Here is a 16,428-nt window from a genome sequence, read left to right as displayed (position 1 = left end):
AGCCTAAGTTAGCATAGGCTTACGTTTTTTGATGTTTTATCTGCTGGCCGCTTTCTTGCGAGGGGCAAGTATCTTTTGTAGCCGCTTCGCACATTGTTCTGCCGACTCCATGCCTTCCCAATAAAGCATCATCTCATTGTTAACTTCTTGCATCAATTGGGTGTCGGAGATGGTTTCATGTTGATAGAAGGCGTCATGTAATTGTCCATCGGAAATATGAAGGGACTCCAGATCAAGCTGATCCCAATATTGTTGATTAATGTTGTGAAGTACAGAGAGAAAGCGCGATTTGCCAAATTTGGCTTGCACATCGGGATGACAGGCTGTCTGAAGAAATTGGATCGCCAGCTCACGCTCGGTACTTGCGGAATGAACCATTAGCGCATTCGCAATGAGCAGTGTCTTCGGTGAATCACCGAACGGCATCGGTGCGAATTTGGGTTCGAAGGGCAGTTTGTCGCCAAACCCGGCAAGCTCAATTGTCGTCGTCAGCATCATGGCGACTTGCTCACTTTGGAAAGCAACACGATGCAGTTGCATATGGGAAACCAACGCGCTTCGTTTCCGATAGATCATATCGTGCATAAACGTCAATGTGTCTAGAAGCGCTTTTTTGTTTGGCTTATTAAAGTCGAAGCCATTCTGCATGGCGATCACATTCCAGCGGTTAAGCGTCGATGGCAGTGAAAAACCATAATTATCGATGATGCCATCTTGATTCGTATCAAATGTCAAACGACCAGTTGTCTCAATAAAATCTTCCTTGTTCCATCCATGACGTGGTGCCTCGATATTGTATTTGTCGAACATTCGGGGATTATAGGCGAGGCAAATACCCGAAAATGTGACAGGTATAGCTTTGATGTTGCCATCCTTGCGAAACCCATCCAATAGCTTAGGATACATCTGACTCAGATCATCGTCCATAATCCGATCTAAACTTACGAATTCGTCCATCGCTTTATGTTCTTGGAAGAGTGTGTCTGTAATGATGCATATATCAGGTTGAATGCCCATTTCGATGCACTTATGAAGTGATTCCCAGAATTGCGAAATAGGAAAGCTGAGCAATTTAATGTCAACGTCGAGGTGCTGTTGTTCGAACGTTTCGCAAATGAACGGTAAGCAGTGATCGACAAAGTAGGAGGGCGTAATCGTCAAAATGCGCAGTACTTTCCGCTTCGATTTCCGCACAGTGACGTCAGGGGAAACGAAGGTTCCGAGTCCGGCCTTTTTCACAACAAGGCCTTCCTTCAACAGGAGATCAAGCGATTTACGAACGGAGCTGCGACTGAGTTCGTAATATTTGCTTAGTTCGTTCTCGGACATGAGGAACTCATCCTTCTTGATAAAGCCAGAAAGAATTTGCTCCCGGAGGATATCGGTCAAAGAAGAATAGCAATATTGGTCTTTTTTTCTCATAATCAGAATCGCCACCTATTTGCGCAGTTGTATGTATTCTAAACAATATTTGGAAAATATACAACAGAAAAAAATGAGACGTATCAAGGGTTTTAGTCAATTTAAAGACATGAATTAAACATGTATAGCACTTGTATTTTTTTGTGTATATAAATTATAATGGGATTGTAAACAGGGGGTGACCACATGGCTTCCATCGCCAGTACAAAGTCAAATCGTATTTTTCGAAAAGTGTATCGATACCGATGGTTCTATCTGTTAATGGCTCCAGGCCTGTTGTACTTTCTCATCTTCCGTTACGTCCCCATGGCTGGCTTGCTCGTTGCGTTCAAGGATTATAGCGTCACCAAAGGTATTTGGGAAAGTCCCTGGGTTGGTTGGCGCAACTTCAAAACGATCTTTGATTCACCTGATTTTCTCCGACTCATGACCAACACTCTCCTCATCAGCGTTTACCGACTCGTCTTTAATCTACTTCCTGATTTAATTCTCGCCTTGCTTCTCAATGAAATCCGTGTTACTTGGTTTAAAAAGATCGTGCAAACGATCACTTACGGACCTTACTTTTTATCATGGGTCATCGTATATGGTTTGGTGTATTCGTTTTTTTCACCCGGCACAGGACTCGTCACGACGTTCTATCAGAATATGGGGTGGGGGGAGCTGAACGTACTCGCAAATTCTGACTTGTTCCGGCCTCTCATCATTCTTACCGATGTATGGAGAAATACCGGATTTGGCGCTATTTTCTTCCTCGCAGCACTTGCGACAATTAATCCTGAGCTCTATGAAGCTGCTGTCGTGGATGGAGCAGGTCGATGGAAGCAAATTTGGCATATTACACTGCCTGGTGTCCGCGAGGTGTTCATCTTATTGCTGATCCTGCGGCTTGGCTCGATTCTTGATGCAGGCTTCGATCAAATTTATGTATTCCTCAATGCGCGTGTAACGAATGTTGGAGATATTCTAGATACGTGGATATTCCGCCGAATCATTGAGCAGAGCGATTTTAGCGTTCCTGCAGCAATGGGGGTATTTAAATCAGTCATTGGGTTCGTGCTCGTGATTGCCGCTAACCGAATCGCGAAGAAATTTGGTGGTTCGGGAATCTATTGATAGGTGGTGGAACCTGTGTCATATGCGGTACATAAGACCAAATCTGATCGCGTAATCGATGTAATTATTTACATCTTTCTTACGCTCTGTTGTTTAACTGCGGTGTTCCCACTGTACTTTGTTTTCATTGAGTCGATTACTCCCTATAAAGAACTGATTCGAAATGGAGGATTCGTCTTATTCCCGGAGCAAGTGACGCTGCAGGCGTATCGAGCAATCTTCGGCAGCAAGCTTGTGCCGGATGCGCTTAAGATATCCGTTGTGATTACGGTTATTGGCACATTCTTAAGTCTTCTAGTCACGATTTGTCTAGCCTATCCACTTTCGAAGAAGGATGTGCCGGGAGGTAGATTTTTTCTACTAGCGATCGTGTTCACGATGCTCTTTAGCGGTGGCATTGTACCAACCTATCTCGTCGTGAAGGGCATGGGGTTGATTAATTCAATTTGGGCACTCATTATCCCTACACTCGTCTCACCGTTCTACATGTTTATCATGCGCACCTACTTTATCAATTTCCCTACGGAGATAGAAGAGTCGGCGAAAGTAGATGGCTGTGGGGATGTTCGAACGTTATTCCAGCTCGTTATCCCCTTATCTATGCCGATTATTGTCACGATTGGTTTATTCTATGGCGTGATTCAATGGAATTCTTACTTTAATGCTATCTTGTATCTGTCAGATCGATCTTTGTATCCGATTCAGGTCATTCTACGCAATATGATTGTTACATCTAGCGTGAGCCAAGAGTTGAACACGAATCCTTCGGTGATTCAAACACTGCCGCCGGACACAATCCGAATGGCAACGGTTGTCGTGACAACATTGCCTCTACTGGCCATCTATCCGTTTATTCAGAAATATTTCATAAAGGGTATGCTTGTCGGTTCCATCAAAGGGTAACCGTTAAGCAACGCTAACTTATGAGCTTGAAGGGAGTGATGCCTTGTTTTGCTTCGTTTCAGTCACACACGCAACCAGAGCAGACTTGTGAATGAATTCGAGTACAAATGGGAGGTCGTTTGCATGAAATTGCGTAAACAGGTAGCATTCGGCGTAATCGCCAGCTTAGTTGTGTTAAGCGGTTGTTCAAAAGACGACTCAACGGCTACACCATCTGCATCTACAAGCACTTCAGCCGCACCTGAAACAGCGGCAGCTACGAAAGCACCGCCAATGACTTTGAACTGGTTAACTTTCGTTCCAACCAACGATGTATCATTGCCTTCGCCTGATAAGGACTACATTCGCCAAGCCATTGAGCAGAAGTTCAACGTCAAACTAAATATGGAATACGGCGTCCCAGGTGAAGATCATAAGACCAAAATTAATTTGAAAATTTCATCTGGTGCAACCCCTGATATGTTCCAAGCCGACGGCGCGCAGACGAATCAATTTATTATTGATAAAGCTGTCGCCGATCTGACCCCCTACGTGAACCCGCAAACGATGCCCAACTACTACAAGTGGGTAACCCCTGAAATCATACAACGCTACCAAGTCCAAGAAGTCTTTATGCGTGCTCCTGTCCCTTATGAAAAACAGCTTTACCAATCGTATTATGTGCGCAAAGACTGGCTGGATAAGTTAGGATTGAAGGTGCCGACCAATTATGATGAAATGATCAATGTCATGAAAGCTTTCACTTTCAACGACCCTGATGGCAATGGTAAAAATGATACGTACGGTTTCACCACATTTGGAAATGGGATCGGCGTTTCGAAACAATTTCCAGAATGGTACAAAAATGGACTTGGAATTGATCTCTGGTATGATCAAGCGAATGGTGAATATGTTGATCCGCAATCTGATATTCGGGCGGGGAAAGTGCTCGATGATATTCGCGCAACAATAGCACAAAAAATAGTGGATCCTGACTGGTTCCTAGCTAAACCAGGGCAAGAGCTGGAGAAAGTAGAAGCAGGGAAAGCAGGGATTTTCCAAAGCCTGCTGCGTACAGCTGCATTTGATAACGTAGCTACAAGCGTGAAGAAAAAGACAATTGATATCAGCGGCGTTAAAACGGCGGACTTCGTTCCGTTCCACATTATGCCGAATGCTGTTAACTATGCGGCGTTACCGGGTGTTCCATTCTTGTTTGGCGCGAAGACGCCTCCAGAAAAAATCAAGAAAAGCATTGAAATCATGGATTGGTTGGCAAGTCCTGAAGGTTACTTGCTGTCGCATTTTGGAAAAGAGGGCACCAATTACACCAAAAATGGCAACACCATAACCTTAATTCCTGATGCGATAACGAAAGATAACACAGCTAACGGCAATTTCTTCGATGTGTATAGCTCTATCTTCGCTTATGGTGTTCAAGATCCGAGCCCAATTGGTCTGACCATTATCGATCCACGCGAAACCGATCATGACCGAGCTATCATCGACAAGCTGAAAACCTATAAATATCCTGTACTCGGCACGAACGTCGCTCCTCCTCCAGGCTTTGATATCGGCGCATTCCGTACACAAATGCGTGCGTATATGGTGAAGATACTCTTCGAAGAGAAGGATGCAAGCAACTGGCCGAAATATCGGAAAGAACTGATGACCACGTATCATGGTAAAGAGATTTTCGATAATTATGCGAAGACCATATCGCAAGTGTTTAAAACACCTGTTGTCTTTAAGTCTGAGAATCCGTAATAACAAGAAACCGTCATATTTTCTGCTGTTCGCACACGACTCCCGTGTTATCCAGGCGAAGCACGGGGGGCGTGCTGTAAATCTAAATCTGATTAATCCTATTGAAATATATTTATTTCTCCTATTTCAACACGAGAGAAGGTTTGGCATGATGAAAGAACAGTTAGCCATTCTCGGTGGATCCAAGATCAAAACGACTCCTTATGGCACTGGTAAGCGATTTGGTGAGGAAGAAGTCAAAGAGCTCGTTGAAGCACTCGAACAAAATACGTTGTTTTATCATTCTGGACGTAAAGTAAAGCAATTTTTAGAACGATTTAATGCACTTTATGGTCTTACTTACAGTGTCGCCACCTCATCAGGCACAGCTGCACTGCATGTTGCTATCTGTGCAGCAGGAATAAGCGCCGGAGACGAGGTCATCACAAGCCCAATCACGGATGCGGGCTCCATTATTGGCATTTTGTATCAGAATGCAATACCGGTATTTGCTGATTTGGATCCACATACGTACAACATGACGGCAGAAACGATTAAAGCACGAATAACGCCGAAGACGAAAGCGATTATCGTCGTGCATTTAGCAGGCAATCCAGCGGACATGGATCCGATTCTTGAGCTAGCGCGTGAACAAGGGTTAATCGTGATTGAGGATTGTGCCCAAAGCTATATGACCTACTATAAAGGCCGTCTTGTTGGGACAATGGGGGATTATGGTTGTTTTAGTACGAATGATTACAAACACATTTCAACGGGAGATGGGGGCATCGTTGTCGTCAACTCACAATCCGAGGGAGATTATCAACGGACACATGCTTTTGCAGACAAAAATTATAGCCGATTTGGCAATCAGGTGCAGCGAGAGATGCGGCTGCTTGCGCCAAATTACCGGATGACGGAGCTTCAAGGTGCGGTTGGTATTGCACAGTTATCGAAATTAACATCCATATGTGACAAGCGCAGCCAGTACGGTGACGCCATAACGACGGGCATTACGGACTTACCCGGCATCATTCCGCATAAAGTGACGATTGACGGAAGATGCACATATTGGTTTTACATGTTTACGGTTGATCCTACCACACTCACTTGTACGCGAGATGAATTTTCCGAGGCGCTGCAAGCGGAGGGAATTGACTGTTCGGCGGGCTATATCCCTCAACCGGTGTATATGCAGCCCCTATTTCTAAATAGGGAAGCGTATACAGGCAGTCATTACCCATTTGAACTATCTGATATTACGTATGGCGAAGGGCTTTGCCCCACAGCTGAACATATTCTGAAGCATGCGATTCGAGTACCCGTCAACGAATTCTTCAGTGAACAAGATATCAATGAGATCATTGCAGGCATTCGCAAGGTGGCTGCTCATTATAGGGAGTCGGGCTTGGAAGTCGTGTAGCCGACAGCGGATGGAGGAAATGAAATGAAGATGGCCAAAGTCGGCGTGCTCGTTGAGCATGAGGCAGCTGCACGCAAATGGAAGTATGGTTTGAACGTGTTTGAAAAATATGTAGAAGAAATTTTACAGCATGTTGGCATTTCGTTTACAGCAATAACCAAGCTAGACGCTGCGAGCTTGCAACCATTCGACATCCTCATCGTTGCTTCTTCCCAAGAGAATGGGGTAAAGGCTTCCCTGTTGTGGTCGTATGTGGAACAAGGCGGCACGCTTATTTCATATGCCGGTATTAATGCATTGGCTCTCTACCTTGGCTATGTCCAGTCGGGTGAGCTTGGCGTTGGCTATGCAGAAATAGAGCCGACTCAGTCTGGACAACCGAGCCAATTGCGGTTTTTATCCGCTAACCCTTGGATAGGAGCGGGTGAGGCGACACCGGAAGGTGTTACGCAAGCACCTTGTCGAACTTCAGGGACGATTAAGCAGGGGAGTCCTAATGGTCCTGATAAAGGCGCAGCACTTCAAACATTTAATGTTGGGCAAGGAAGCATTCATCGTTGGACAGTCAACATACCATTGTCAATTGTTCACATGCAACAAGGCACGGGACCTGTTCTAGATGATGGTGTTCCGGCTGTGGATGGCAGTGCGAACGTCAATGAGGATATTTTGAAAGCAGATGATCGCATTGCGCTGGATTGGGATTACGACCGTGTGCTAACGGAAACAGGCATTCCATATTTTCCATGGCCATATGCGGATTATTGGAGAGAAGCGCTGATCAGACATGTGCTGCAATGTGCACTTGATAAGGACATGACATTGCCATTCACAGGCTATTGGCCAGCTGGTATCAAGCACATTGCGATGATTTCACATGACAGTGATTCCAATCAGGATGAGCACGCAGTGGCGACGCTTAAGCTCCTAGAGGAATGCCAAATTCAGACAACCTGGTGCATGATTGAACCTGGTTACAGTGCTCATATCTATGATGAAGTGAAGAAAGCCGATCATGAACTTGCCTTCCATTATAATTCGTTGGAGAAGGATAATGGTTTCTGGGACGAAGCGGAGTTTGATCGACAAGTCAGCTGGATGAAGCAAGCGACAGTTTTGGATCACGTAACGACCAACAAAAACCATTACACCCGAGTGGAAGGTTGGGGCGAGCTATTCCAATGGCTGGAGAAGAATAATATACCGAGTGACCAAACCAGAGGTCCGAGTAAAAAGGGGAATGTCGGATTCTTATTTGGAACCTGTCATCCTTATTTTCCAATGGCGTTGTTTGATGAGCAGAATCGCATCTATCAGGTGCTTGAAATTGGATTTTTGACGCAGGATTTGGATCTCGGTCATCTTGCGGACAATAAGGTTATTGAACCCTTTCTGACGCAAACACAGCAAGTGAATGGTGTTGCACATTTTCTTTTCCATCAGGTGCACATCTACACACGCGAGGAAGTGCGAAATGTGATTCTGATGCTCGTGGCAAAAGCGAGAGCGATGGGCTTCACATTTTGGAAATCGAAGCAAATTCAAGATTGGACGCGATTGCGCAGATCGGTTCGTATTCAAGCAGTCGATCCCAACGGAAACGTTGAGCTGCAAGCGAACGAAGCTGTCGATGGGCTTGTCATTTGGCTCCCGATGACGTCATCGGAAGTATTTCTACCTGATGAAGGACACGAGTTACATTTCGGTATCCCTTGCCGCAAAGCTGTCGTGAATACAAAGGTAGAAATTCAAGAGGGGTGAGAAGATGGAAAAGCAAGCATTAGCGTTGGAAGGTGGAGTGCCCGTTCGAACAGAAGGGTTCCCCGCTTGGCCGATATTCGGGCAATTGGAAGAGCAGCTTATTCTAGACGTCGTTCGTTCTGGCAAATGGGGCGGTACAGGTACTGTCCTTTCACCTGAATATACACCAAAGCTTCCTGAGATGGAGCGTAAATTTGCAGAGTTACACCATGCGGCGCATGCAATCAGTGTTGTAAATGGCACTGTGGCCATTACGGTAGCACTACAAGCCGCAGGTGTTAAGCCCGGAGATGAGGTCATCGTACCGCCTTACACATTTATTGCAACGGCTGCGGCGGCACTTTCCTTCGGGGCTATCCCTGTATTCGTAGATATTGAAGAAGATACACTCCTCCTCGACCCGGAGAAGGTTGCTGGAGCGATCACTTCACGGACGAAAGCTGTCATCCCTGTTCATCTTGCCGGTGCTCCAGCGAATATGACGCGAATCAACGAAGTAGCTGCCGAGCATAAGCTTCGGGTGATCGAAGATGCCGCTCAAGCCGTTGGGGCGAGTTGGGAAGGACGCCGTGTAGGGGCAATCGGAGATTTCGGAACGTTCAGCTTGCAGTCGAGCAAAAATCTGAATAGCGGTGAAGGAGGCATCATACTCACCAATAATGAGGAGTTGGCGGAAATTGCGTGGTCTCTTTGCAATGTCGGTCGCTCGCGAACGGGAGCTTGGTACCAGCACGATCGCATCGGACAAAACTACCGCATGACCGAACTGCAAGCTGCTATCGTGCTTGCTCAAATGAGCCGATTGGAAGCGCAGATGCAGCTTAGGGAAACAAATGCGAAGCTGCTTACCGAATTATTAAGCGAAATCGACGGCATCACGGTTGTGAAGTCCGATAGTCGCATCACACGGCATGCGAATCACCTATATATGTTCAGGATCGCTTCAGCGTTGACTGATCGGATCGATAAGACAGATTTCATTGACAAAGTGAATGCCGAGGGTATTCCGATCAGCCCCGGATATGTGCCACTGAATCGAAACGAAGCGATTGTGAACGCCACACGCGTCTTGACAGGGGAGGACAACGTGTATGCTTGTCCAGTCAGCGAACGGCTAAGTGACAAGGAAGTTCTTTGGCTTGGACAGCATGTACTGCTCGCCGATGAGCAAGCGATGTATGACATTGCGGCAGCTATCCGGAAAGTTATCGAATCGTATTAGCACCTTATGCTCACGATGATCGTGAGCAGGGAAAGGGTAGGTATGGTGAGTATGGTACCGAAGCCGATTATGCGATTAGGGGTAAGTAAAGTTGATATTACACCTGTTTTTCCGGTTCCGCTTGCCGGGTTTGCAGTTCGAAGTGAGCTAGGTGCTTTTGAGAGCATTTCGCATACCTTGTATGCTCGAATTTTTGTCTTTGTAACCCATGACGGTTCAAAAGAATCCAAAGCAGTACTAATCTCTGCAGATTTGCTTTGGTGGGGAAGTGATCGAGTTCCGGGACTCAAGCAACGCATTCATGCTCGTTGCGGCATAGCAGAAGATGCTATTCTTCTTCACGGAACCCACACGCATTCCGGTCCCCAAACGAGTGGCTTGTTTACTTCGTACTTAGGTGTCATGGACGAAAGCTATGTAAATGCTCTCGAGTTACGGATAATAGAAGGCGTTGAAGCCGCCTTATTTCAAGATGAGCCTGTTCGAATGGAGCAAGGCACCGGGGTATCTCCGCTTGGCATTAATCGGCGCGGTATTGCGAAATCCCCACCAGAAGCGGGCCCTGTAGATCATGAGCTTCGAGTTGTTCGTTTTGTCAAAGAGGATGGGAGCACAAAGGGGCTACTTGTTCATTATGCCTGTCACCCTGTTATTACGAGGGACAATTACGTTTCATCCGAATATCCAGGGGTTGCCATGGAGATCTTGGAGCAATCGGTTGGTGGAGGCGCCATAGCTGCCTTCCTGCAAGGAAGTTGCGGAGATATTAACCCCGGAGACGGAACGCAGGTCATACGAGGAAATAACGATGTGGTCCTGCAAATCGGGAAAGATTTTGCTCATTGCGTGATGGAAACGCTAGAGAAGCGTCAGAGTCAAGTAACACCTTCTCACGTGCAATGGAGCAAGACAGTGATAGAACTGCCGTTAGCTCATCTTCCTGAGCGCGAGCAGCTATTGAAATCCGCCCTGTTGCCAGGCGTGATTGGCGAATGGAGCCGCCTCATGCTGGCGCGATTGGACAGCTTATCGCCTCGCATTCCGCTTGAGTTAACCGTGTTGAAGCTTGCTGATAATCTCTCATTTATCGGCATGAATGCCGAAGTTGTGGTCGAGTATGGGTTGTTTATCAAGCGGATAACAGAAGGAAAGATGCTGCCATTGGGGTACACGAATGGGATGTTTGGCTACATCCCAACCGCTCAGCAACTGGATGAAGGTGGATACGAGACTCACGAATCAACGTTTTACTTTGCGATGGCTGCAAGCTTTGATCACGCTGTTGAGTTAACGTTGAAAGAAGCATTACTGAAGCTTTTGATTTAATCAAGTCTTCTAACGAATAACTAACGGGTGTTCCTGCCATCTTGGCGGGAGCACCCGTTTTGTATAGGATAAAGTTATCCATAATAAGGATGTGACGAATGTGCTTGCTTCGTTGTGTTAGTAGTGAAAGGAGGGTTTTCTGACTTATGCAAACCCGTTCGCTTCCAATCGAAGATTTTTATATAAAGTTTAAGATGTATGGAAGTATGTTATTTAAGATTGCTATGATTCATCTTGGTCATAAAAGTGACGCTGAAGAAGCCGTTCAAGAAGCTTTCATCAAGTTGATGTATAAGGCGCCAGCATTTGTAGATTCCGAGCATGAGAAGGCATGGGTCATTCGTGTTGTGATCAATATTTGCAAAAACATGACCCGAAGCTTGTGGCGAAAACGGGTAGTTCAGATGGAAGAGATAGAGGCGTATGCCTACACTTCCGTAGATTCAGAGATCATAGAGAATGTACTTCGGTTACCTTTTAAGTATAAAGCGGTGATCCATTTGTACTACTATGAAGATTACGCTGTCAAACAAATTGCTGAAGTGCTTCAGATTAGTGAGTCCGCTGTTAAAATGAGATTGCAGCGCGGCCGCGAGATGTTGAGGCTCGAATTGGAGGAGGACTAAATGAATAAGGACCTGTATAAGCAAGCTTTCGACAATATGAAGCCGGATGAACAGTTTGAGCAACAATTGGCAAGGAATTTAACTGAACATAGTCGTAGAAGATCTCCTGCATTTGGACGTATACGGAGAATCGTTATTCCTGTGACTGCGAGCTTTGTAGCAGCATTATGTGTCTGGATGTATGTGATTGCTGGTCATCAAGGCGAAAAGAGGCCAATTGCTTCTGAACCTGCTAACCAAGCGTCAACCGAGAAATCCGTCTTCATTCCGAAGATCGAGCTACCTAAGAAATCAACAGGCATGATGGACATGATTGGATTAATCGTCTACCAAGGTAGAATTTATACCCAAACCTCATCTCACATCCTTCCCGAAGCAGCTAAGTCTGTCTTAGGGGAGAAGGTTGGCCGCACCAAAGGAAATATTGACGAATGGAGCAGTCAAAAGGAATATGCCCAGGAGCTAGCCTCGTCTATTGGTGAACAAGATGTCTACACGGTCAAGGGGTATGATCGTGATTTCCGTCTCATGACCTACCAGGTCGTTGATGGTCAAATTTGGACGGAATTCTACGAGTCATTGAATGGAATTACAATTGCTAGCGGGGCGGATTTATTCAAAAAGCTTAAAGTTAGTGGAAATGTTAACGCTGCTAGCTGGGAGGACTTTGAAAGTTGGAACAACGACAAGAAGCAGTATCAAAACTTACCGATGAACGAACGGTTTGAGGAGTTCATAAATGCCTTGTACGCCGCAACCCCAATCGCGTGGGAAAAGCTATATAACGAAGGAATGACTAACAAAGGTAACGAAACCCAAAAGTTCGTCTACCTTAAACTCAAAGATCAAACTGAAATTCGCTTGGACGTATATAAGGATGGTTATGTAAGGTATACGCCTGCTAACGTATTTTTCAAAATTGATCATGACGTATTCGTTCGCTTGTGGGAAAGCTTGAAGAAGGGATAGCGCGAAGTTTAGGAATATTTAAGAAATGGTTTACATCTAGTTAATTTCAATTGATTATCTTAGAGGTATGAAGGATAACAAGGGAGATTGTGGAACAATGAAAACCATTAGCATGACAAATAAAAAGTGGCTTTTGAGCCTGCATATTGTTTTCTCAGCGATCATGCTGGGTACAAGTGTAACGTTTCTCATATTGAGTATAACGGCCGTGAGTACCCAAGATTCGGGATTAGTACTTGCGTGTTATAAGGCCATGCATGTATTATCTGGTACTTCTGTTCGCGCTTCGGTAATTGGGACCATCGTGACAGGCGTACTCCTTTCCTTAAGAACTCACTGGGGCTTGGTCAAATACTATTGGATCATCGCCAAAGAAGTACTCACAATAGTAGCGGTTATCTTAGGACCGTTTGGCATGTATGTTTGGACCTTGAAAGGAATTTCGTTACTAACTGATGTAGGTATAGAAAGCGCGAATCAAGGTGCTTACGTGGCCAACACATTAACGCTATTCATAGGCATTGGACTTCAGCTGCTCTCTTTACTTACTATGTTTTTACTGTCCGTATTTAAGCCTTGGGGCAAGCGGAAAATAAAAACAAATGTCCAATAACGAAAGAAAGTAGCCTCCTCCATTAGTTCCAATTTAACTATAATTAAACACTCCGTTGATATGGATTCTTAGATTTTGATAAGGTGAAAAAGAGTCCGGACATATCAGGAGAGGGTGATCTATGTGATTTTTAAAAAGTGTCACATTAATGAGGTACAACATCTCATTCAAGTTTATTTGGATTCGCTGTCTTCACCATTTGATTCTTTCTTAGAGGAACATATTCTCAAATCAACGTTTTACGTTATCGTTGATAACTTGGAAGACGCAGGTTATTTCGCTGTTCATAATCACCAGCTGCTAACCCAGTTTTTCATCCGCCCAACCTACCAAAAGCACGCTCAGGAGCTTTTTAGTCAAGTCATAGCAAATTACGGTGTGAAGAATCTTTTCGTTCCAACCTGCGATGAGTTATTTATAAGTTTAGCTCTAGACAAAGAATTGATGATTGCCAAGCAAGCCTATTTCTTTCAAGATAGTTACATAAATATACAAGAGATGGATTCAATAAATAGCGACCTTTTGGACATCGCGGTATTAGATGATCTCTTACATATTCAAAAAATGTGTGGGGATTTTCTAGATCGGTATGATGAAAGAATTGAGCAAGGCGAGCTCTTCACGTACTATAGAGGTTCTGAATTGCTTGGCATTGGAGTTCTTGAAAAAAGTAAAATGATAAGTGGTCATGCAAGCATTGGCATGTTTACGAATGAGAGGTATAGACAGCAAGGCATTGGGCGGAATATCATTCTGAAATTGAAATCATGGTGTTATAACCACGATTTGAAGCCGATCAGTGGATGCTGGTATTATAATGAACCTTCGAAGCGGACTTTAGAGAGTGCTGGCATGGTAACCAAAACCAGACTTTTGAACATAAAAGTTAACGCATGACTCATTCACTGGTAAAAACATTTTATGGTGAAATCAAAAATTGAAATAAAGTTTTATAAGTACGTTAGTTTTAAAAAAAAATTTTCATCGCTTGCAGTGTTCGACAGTTTTTTTGAATTCCTCTCCGTATACTTAGAAAGAATACAGATAAATGTATCTTTTGGCGGAGGTAGCGTACATGATTATAGTTCCTACGGCCCTGTGTCAACCGGGCATGCGGGTTGGAAAAGCCGTTTTGTCCGAACATGGACGAGTAATGCTTGGGCATCGCGTAGAACTTACACAATTTATGATTAAAAAATTAGTCCTCATGGGACTTGATTTCTTGTATATCGAAGATAGAGAAACCGAAGACATTCCGATAGAAGAATCGATCCAAGAAGAGACACGCGCTTTGCTGCGGATGGCACTTTCCAAGATTTTCGCGAAATTTAGCGCAACTTCAACATTAGGTGGATCGACGAACTCCACAGATATATCGCGATTGCTTTTCGATGGAATGTCTAGAGTGATTGATGATATGAGTAAGGGGAGACAGAATCTTGTCTCAATAACCACTCTAAATATGGCTCCAGCAACCACGTTGGAACAGCATTTTTGTCAAAATGCGATCAATGTTTGCGTCTATGCTACCAAGCTTGGCATGTTGTATGGGTACTCACAAAAGGAGTTAACGGAACTAGGACTAGGAGCGCTGCTTCACGATGTGGGCAACATACAGATCCCAGCCAAGTTACTGTTAAGTAGTGCTAAGCTGTCTTCCAGTGAGTATATGGAAATCCAGAAACATACAGAATTAGGCTTTAACATGCTCAAAGAGGATATTGGTATTCCATTGTTAACAGCAATATGTGCCCTACAGCATCATGAGCGTATCAACGGAAGCGGTTATCCATATAATCTCAAAGGAGCGCAGATTCATGATTATGCGCGATGGATCGGGATGCTCGACTCGTACGATGCTATGACCCATCCAAGAGCATACCGGAATTCCATAGCGCCGCATTATGCGTTGGAAATACTTTATGCGCATGCAGGAAGTTTATATGATATTAAGAAAGTAACGCAATTTCGAAATAAAGTTGCCATTTTCCCAGTTGGGCAAGGTGTTAAGTTAAGCACAGGGGAAATAGGCGTTGTCTGTCGACAAAATTATTATGTTCCATCTAGACCAGTGGTCAGAGTGCTTAAAAACGAACGAGGAGAGAAGTTAAAGTCACCTTATGAAATTGATTTATCGACCTCGCTTCATGTCATGATCGATAATATTAGTGAGAGAACGATATACGTTTAAAGACGAAAAACCCCATGGTTGGGGTTTTTGTTATAGTAGGAAAGGGGCAAAAAAGCCCTAACCTTATCCGCTGCTTATTTGAGTAACGTTTAATCCGTAATATTTTTCGTATAATATTCAATGATATCCTTGCGTCGAATGATGCCGAGGAATACGCGGTCTTTATCTACAACGGGAACAAAATTCTGATCCGCAGCTAGCGCCAGCATATCTTCCATATGTGCATTGATGGCGACGCACTCATTATATATCCGTTTGCGGATGTTAGTCACAGAAATTTCGTGCATATTATCGAAAGATAGACCTGGAGTGCACTTCAGCTTCCATAACAAATCTCCTTCGGATAAAGTGCCGACATATTTCCCTTCCTCGTCGATAATCGGAATCGCTGTATAATGGCAGGCTTCCAGACGCTCTATCGCTTCTTTCATTGAAGCTGAAGTCGTCAGGTAGGAGACTTTGTCCTTAGGTAATAAAAACGATTTAATTTCCACTTTGTATCGCTCCTTTACTTCCAAAATTACTTTCACTATTTAATTAAAACATAAATTCGTCATGAAAGTGTAAATTGGAAGGGTGTAATAAATGGAAAATGAAATTATTTTAGGGTGGAAGTCCTATTTTCGTGGAGGTGGTCCTGCTGTCAAGCATGAAACTTGTACTACTCGATCAACTAGCTGCATGTCATAATGATGAGAGTTGGTTCAAATCTTCGACAACGATTTTAAAGGATATATCTGTAAATGAGGCTGTTCTGAAATTTGATGACAATCTGCAATCCATTTGGGAGATCACGAGCCATCTTATTTTTTGGAATGAGATGTGGTTAAATCGATTCGTTAAAGATGCTCCCTTTGAAGAAAGTGAGTTAACTAACAACGAAACTTTCGATATAGGACAAAATCAAGATGAAGAGAATTGGAAGATGACGATTCAGAGGCTAAGCGATGGATTTGAGCAATGGCGAGAGGCTATTGCGAGCTGTGAGGATGCGAAATTAGAGAAAAGCATACCCTCCTATTTTAATGCGCAGTGGTGGGGTGTGATTTCTAATCTATGTATCCATAACGCGTATCATATTGGGCAAATCATGCTTTTGAAAAAGCAAGTACGGAAAAATCGTATCTAACG

The 16,428-nt window shown here is 44.2% G+C and carries 15 protein-coding genes; 13 read left to right on the top strand and 2 right to left on the bottom strand.

All coding sequences use genetic code 11. The annotated features are described in order from the left end of the window. Positions 1-36: 36 nt before the first annotated feature. A complete protein-coding gene (locus AC58QG_RS05950; protein ID WP_497361177.1) occupies positions 37-1,422 on the bottom strand; it encodes an extracellular solute-binding protein in 1,386 nt (461 codons plus the stop codon). 186 nt (positions 1,423-1,608) lie between these two features. Between AC58QG_RS05950 and AC58QG_RS05945 the strand changes: the two genes are divergently transcribed. From AC58QG_RS05945 to AC58QG_RS05890, 12 genes are all read left to right on the top strand, one after another. Then, complete coding sequence (locus tag AC58QG_RS05945) at positions 1,609-2,538, top strand: ABC transporter permease (RefSeq protein ID WP_497361176.1); 930 nt, start codon at positions 1,609-1,611, stop codon at positions 2,536-2,538. 15 nt (positions 2,539-2,553) lie between these two features. Continuing rightward, positions 2,554-3,441 (top strand): carbohydrate ABC transporter permease, encoded by an 888-nt coding sequence (locus tag AC58QG_RS05940; protein ID WP_497361175.1) that lies wholly within the window; start codon positions 2,554-2,556, stop codon positions 3,439-3,441. A gap of 123 nt (positions 3,442-3,564) precedes the next feature. Next, positions 3,565-5,187 (top strand): type 2 periplasmic-binding domain-containing protein, encoded by a 1,623-nt coding sequence (locus AC58QG_RS05935; protein WP_497361174.1) that lies wholly within the window; start codon positions 3,565-3,567, stop codon positions 5,185-5,187. 148 nt (positions 5,188-5,335) lie between these two features. Further along, entirely contained in the window at positions 5,336-6,589 is a 1,254-nt protein-coding gene (locus AC58QG_RS05930) for a DegT/DnrJ/EryC1/StrS family aminotransferase (protein ID WP_497361173.1), read from the top strand. A gap of 24 nt (positions 6,590-6,613) precedes the next feature. Further along, positions 6,614-8,350: a polysaccharide deacetylase family protein gene (locus AC58QG_RS05925; protein WP_497361172.1), complete on the top strand. Its 1,737-nt coding sequence runs from the start codon at positions 6,614-6,616 to the stop codon at positions 8,348-8,350. A gap of 4 nt (positions 8,351-8,354) precedes the next feature. Continuing rightward, positions 8,355-9,572 carry a DegT/DnrJ/EryC1/StrS family aminotransferase gene (locus AC58QG_RS05920; RefSeq protein WP_497361171.1) on the top strand — a complete coding sequence of 406 codons (1,218 nt, stop codon included), beginning with the start codon at positions 8,355-8,357 and terminating at the stop codon, positions 9,570-9,572. 15 nt (positions 9,573-9,587) lie between these two features. Continuing rightward, the gene (locus tag AC58QG_RS05915; RefSeq protein WP_497361170.1) at positions 9,588-10,898 is read left to right on the top strand and encodes a neutral/alkaline non-lysosomal ceramidase N-terminal domain-containing protein; all 1,311 of its coding nucleotides are present in this window, start codon (positions 9,588-9,590) and stop codon (positions 10,896-10,898) included. A gap of 146 nt (positions 10,899-11,044) precedes the next feature. Next, on the top strand, positions 11,045-11,524 hold the full coding sequence (locus AC58QG_RS05910) for an RNA polymerase sigma factor (RefSeq protein WP_497361169.1): 480 nt from the start codon (positions 11,045-11,047) through the stop codon (positions 11,522-11,524). Further along, a complete protein-coding gene (locus tag AC58QG_RS05905) occupies positions 11,525-12,493 on the top strand; it encodes a hypothetical protein (protein WP_497361168.1) in 969 nt (322 codons plus the stop codon). 97 nt (positions 12,494-12,590) lie between these two features. Next, positions 12,591-13,106, top strand: coding sequence for a hypothetical protein (locus AC58QG_RS05900; RefSeq protein ID WP_497361167.1), 516 nt, complete (start codon positions 12,591-12,593; stop codon positions 13,104-13,106). Positions 13,107-13,229: 123 nt separating this feature from the next. Further along, a complete protein-coding gene (locus AC58QG_RS05895) occupies positions 13,230-14,003 on the top strand; it encodes a GNAT family N-acetyltransferase (RefSeq protein ID WP_497361166.1) in 774 nt (257 codons plus the stop codon). A gap of 178 nt (positions 14,004-14,181) precedes the next feature. Further along, positions 14,182-15,297, top strand: coding sequence for an HD-GYP domain-containing protein (locus AC58QG_RS05890; protein ID WP_497361165.1), 1,116 nt, complete (start codon positions 14,182-14,184; stop codon positions 15,295-15,297). 89 nt (positions 15,298-15,386) lie between these two features. Here the strand turns inward: AC58QG_RS05890 and AC58QG_RS05885 are convergent, their stop codons facing one another. Beyond that, the gene (locus AC58QG_RS05885; protein WP_497361164.1) at positions 15,387-15,791 is read right to left on the bottom strand and encodes a CBS domain-containing protein; all 405 of its coding nucleotides are present in this window, start codon (positions 15,789-15,791) and stop codon (positions 15,387-15,389) included. 155 nt (positions 15,792-15,946) lie between these two features. Between AC58QG_RS05885 and AC58QG_RS05880 the strand changes: the two genes are divergently transcribed. Beyond that, positions 15,947-16,426, top strand: coding sequence for a DinB family protein (locus AC58QG_RS05880; protein ID WP_497361163.1), 480 nt, complete (start codon positions 15,947-15,949; stop codon positions 16,424-16,426). Positions 16,427-16,428: the final 2 nt, after the last annotated feature.

The sequence above is a fragment of the Paenibacillus sp. J22P169 genome (genome assembly GCF_059691995.1).
Note: the sequence above shows the minus strand (reverse complement) of the source record. Positions and strands in the feature narration are given on the sequence as shown.

Excerpts from the sequence above, each read along its gene's own strand:
- AC58QG_RS05910 (WP_497361169.1), top strand. The coding sequence starts at position 11,045 with ATGCAAACCCGTTCGCTTCCAATCGAAGATTTTTATATAAAGTTTAAG.
- AC58QG_RS05935 (WP_497361174.1), top strand. The coding sequence starts at position 3,565 with ATGAAATTGCGTAAACAGGTAGCATTCGGCGTAATCGCCAGCTTAGTT.
- AC58QG_RS05880 (WP_497361163.1), top strand. The coding sequence starts at position 15,947 with ATGAAACTTGTACTACTCGATCAACTAGCTGCATGTCATAATGATGAG.
- AC58QG_RS05920 (WP_497361171.1), top strand. The coding sequence starts at position 8,355 with ATGGAAAAGCAAGCATTAGCGTTGGAAGGTGGAGTGCCCGTTCGAACA.
- AC58QG_RS05905 (WP_497361168.1), top strand. The coding sequence starts at position 11,525 with ATGAATAAGGACCTGTATAAGCAAGCTTTCGACAATATGAAGCCGGAT.
- AC58QG_RS05945 (WP_497361176.1), top strand. The coding sequence starts at position 1,609 with ATGGCTTCCATCGCCAGTACAAAGTCAAATCGTATTTTTCGAAAAGTG.
- AC58QG_RS05925 (WP_497361172.1), top strand. The coding sequence starts at position 6,614 with ATGAAGATGGCCAAAGTCGGCGTGCTCGTTGAGCATGAGGCAGCTGCA.
- AC58QG_RS05890 (WP_497361165.1), top strand. The coding sequence starts at position 14,182 with ATGATTATAGTTCCTACGGCCCTGTGTCAACCGGGCATGCGGGTTGGA.
- AC58QG_RS05930 (WP_497361173.1), top strand. The coding sequence starts at position 5,336 with ATGATGAAAGAACAGTTAGCCATTCTCGGTGGATCCAAGATCAAAACG.
- AC58QG_RS05915 (WP_497361170.1), top strand. The coding sequence starts at position 9,588 with ATGATCGTGAGCAGGGAAAGGGTAGGTATGGTGAGTATGGTACCGAAG.
- AC58QG_RS05900 (WP_497361167.1), top strand. The coding sequence starts at position 12,591 with ATGAAAACCATTAGCATGACAAATAAAAAGTGGCTTTTGAGCCTGCAT.
- AC58QG_RS05950 (WP_497361177.1), bottom strand. The coding sequence starts at position 1,422 with ATGAGAAAAAAAGACCAATATTGCTATTCTTCTTTGACCGATATCCTC.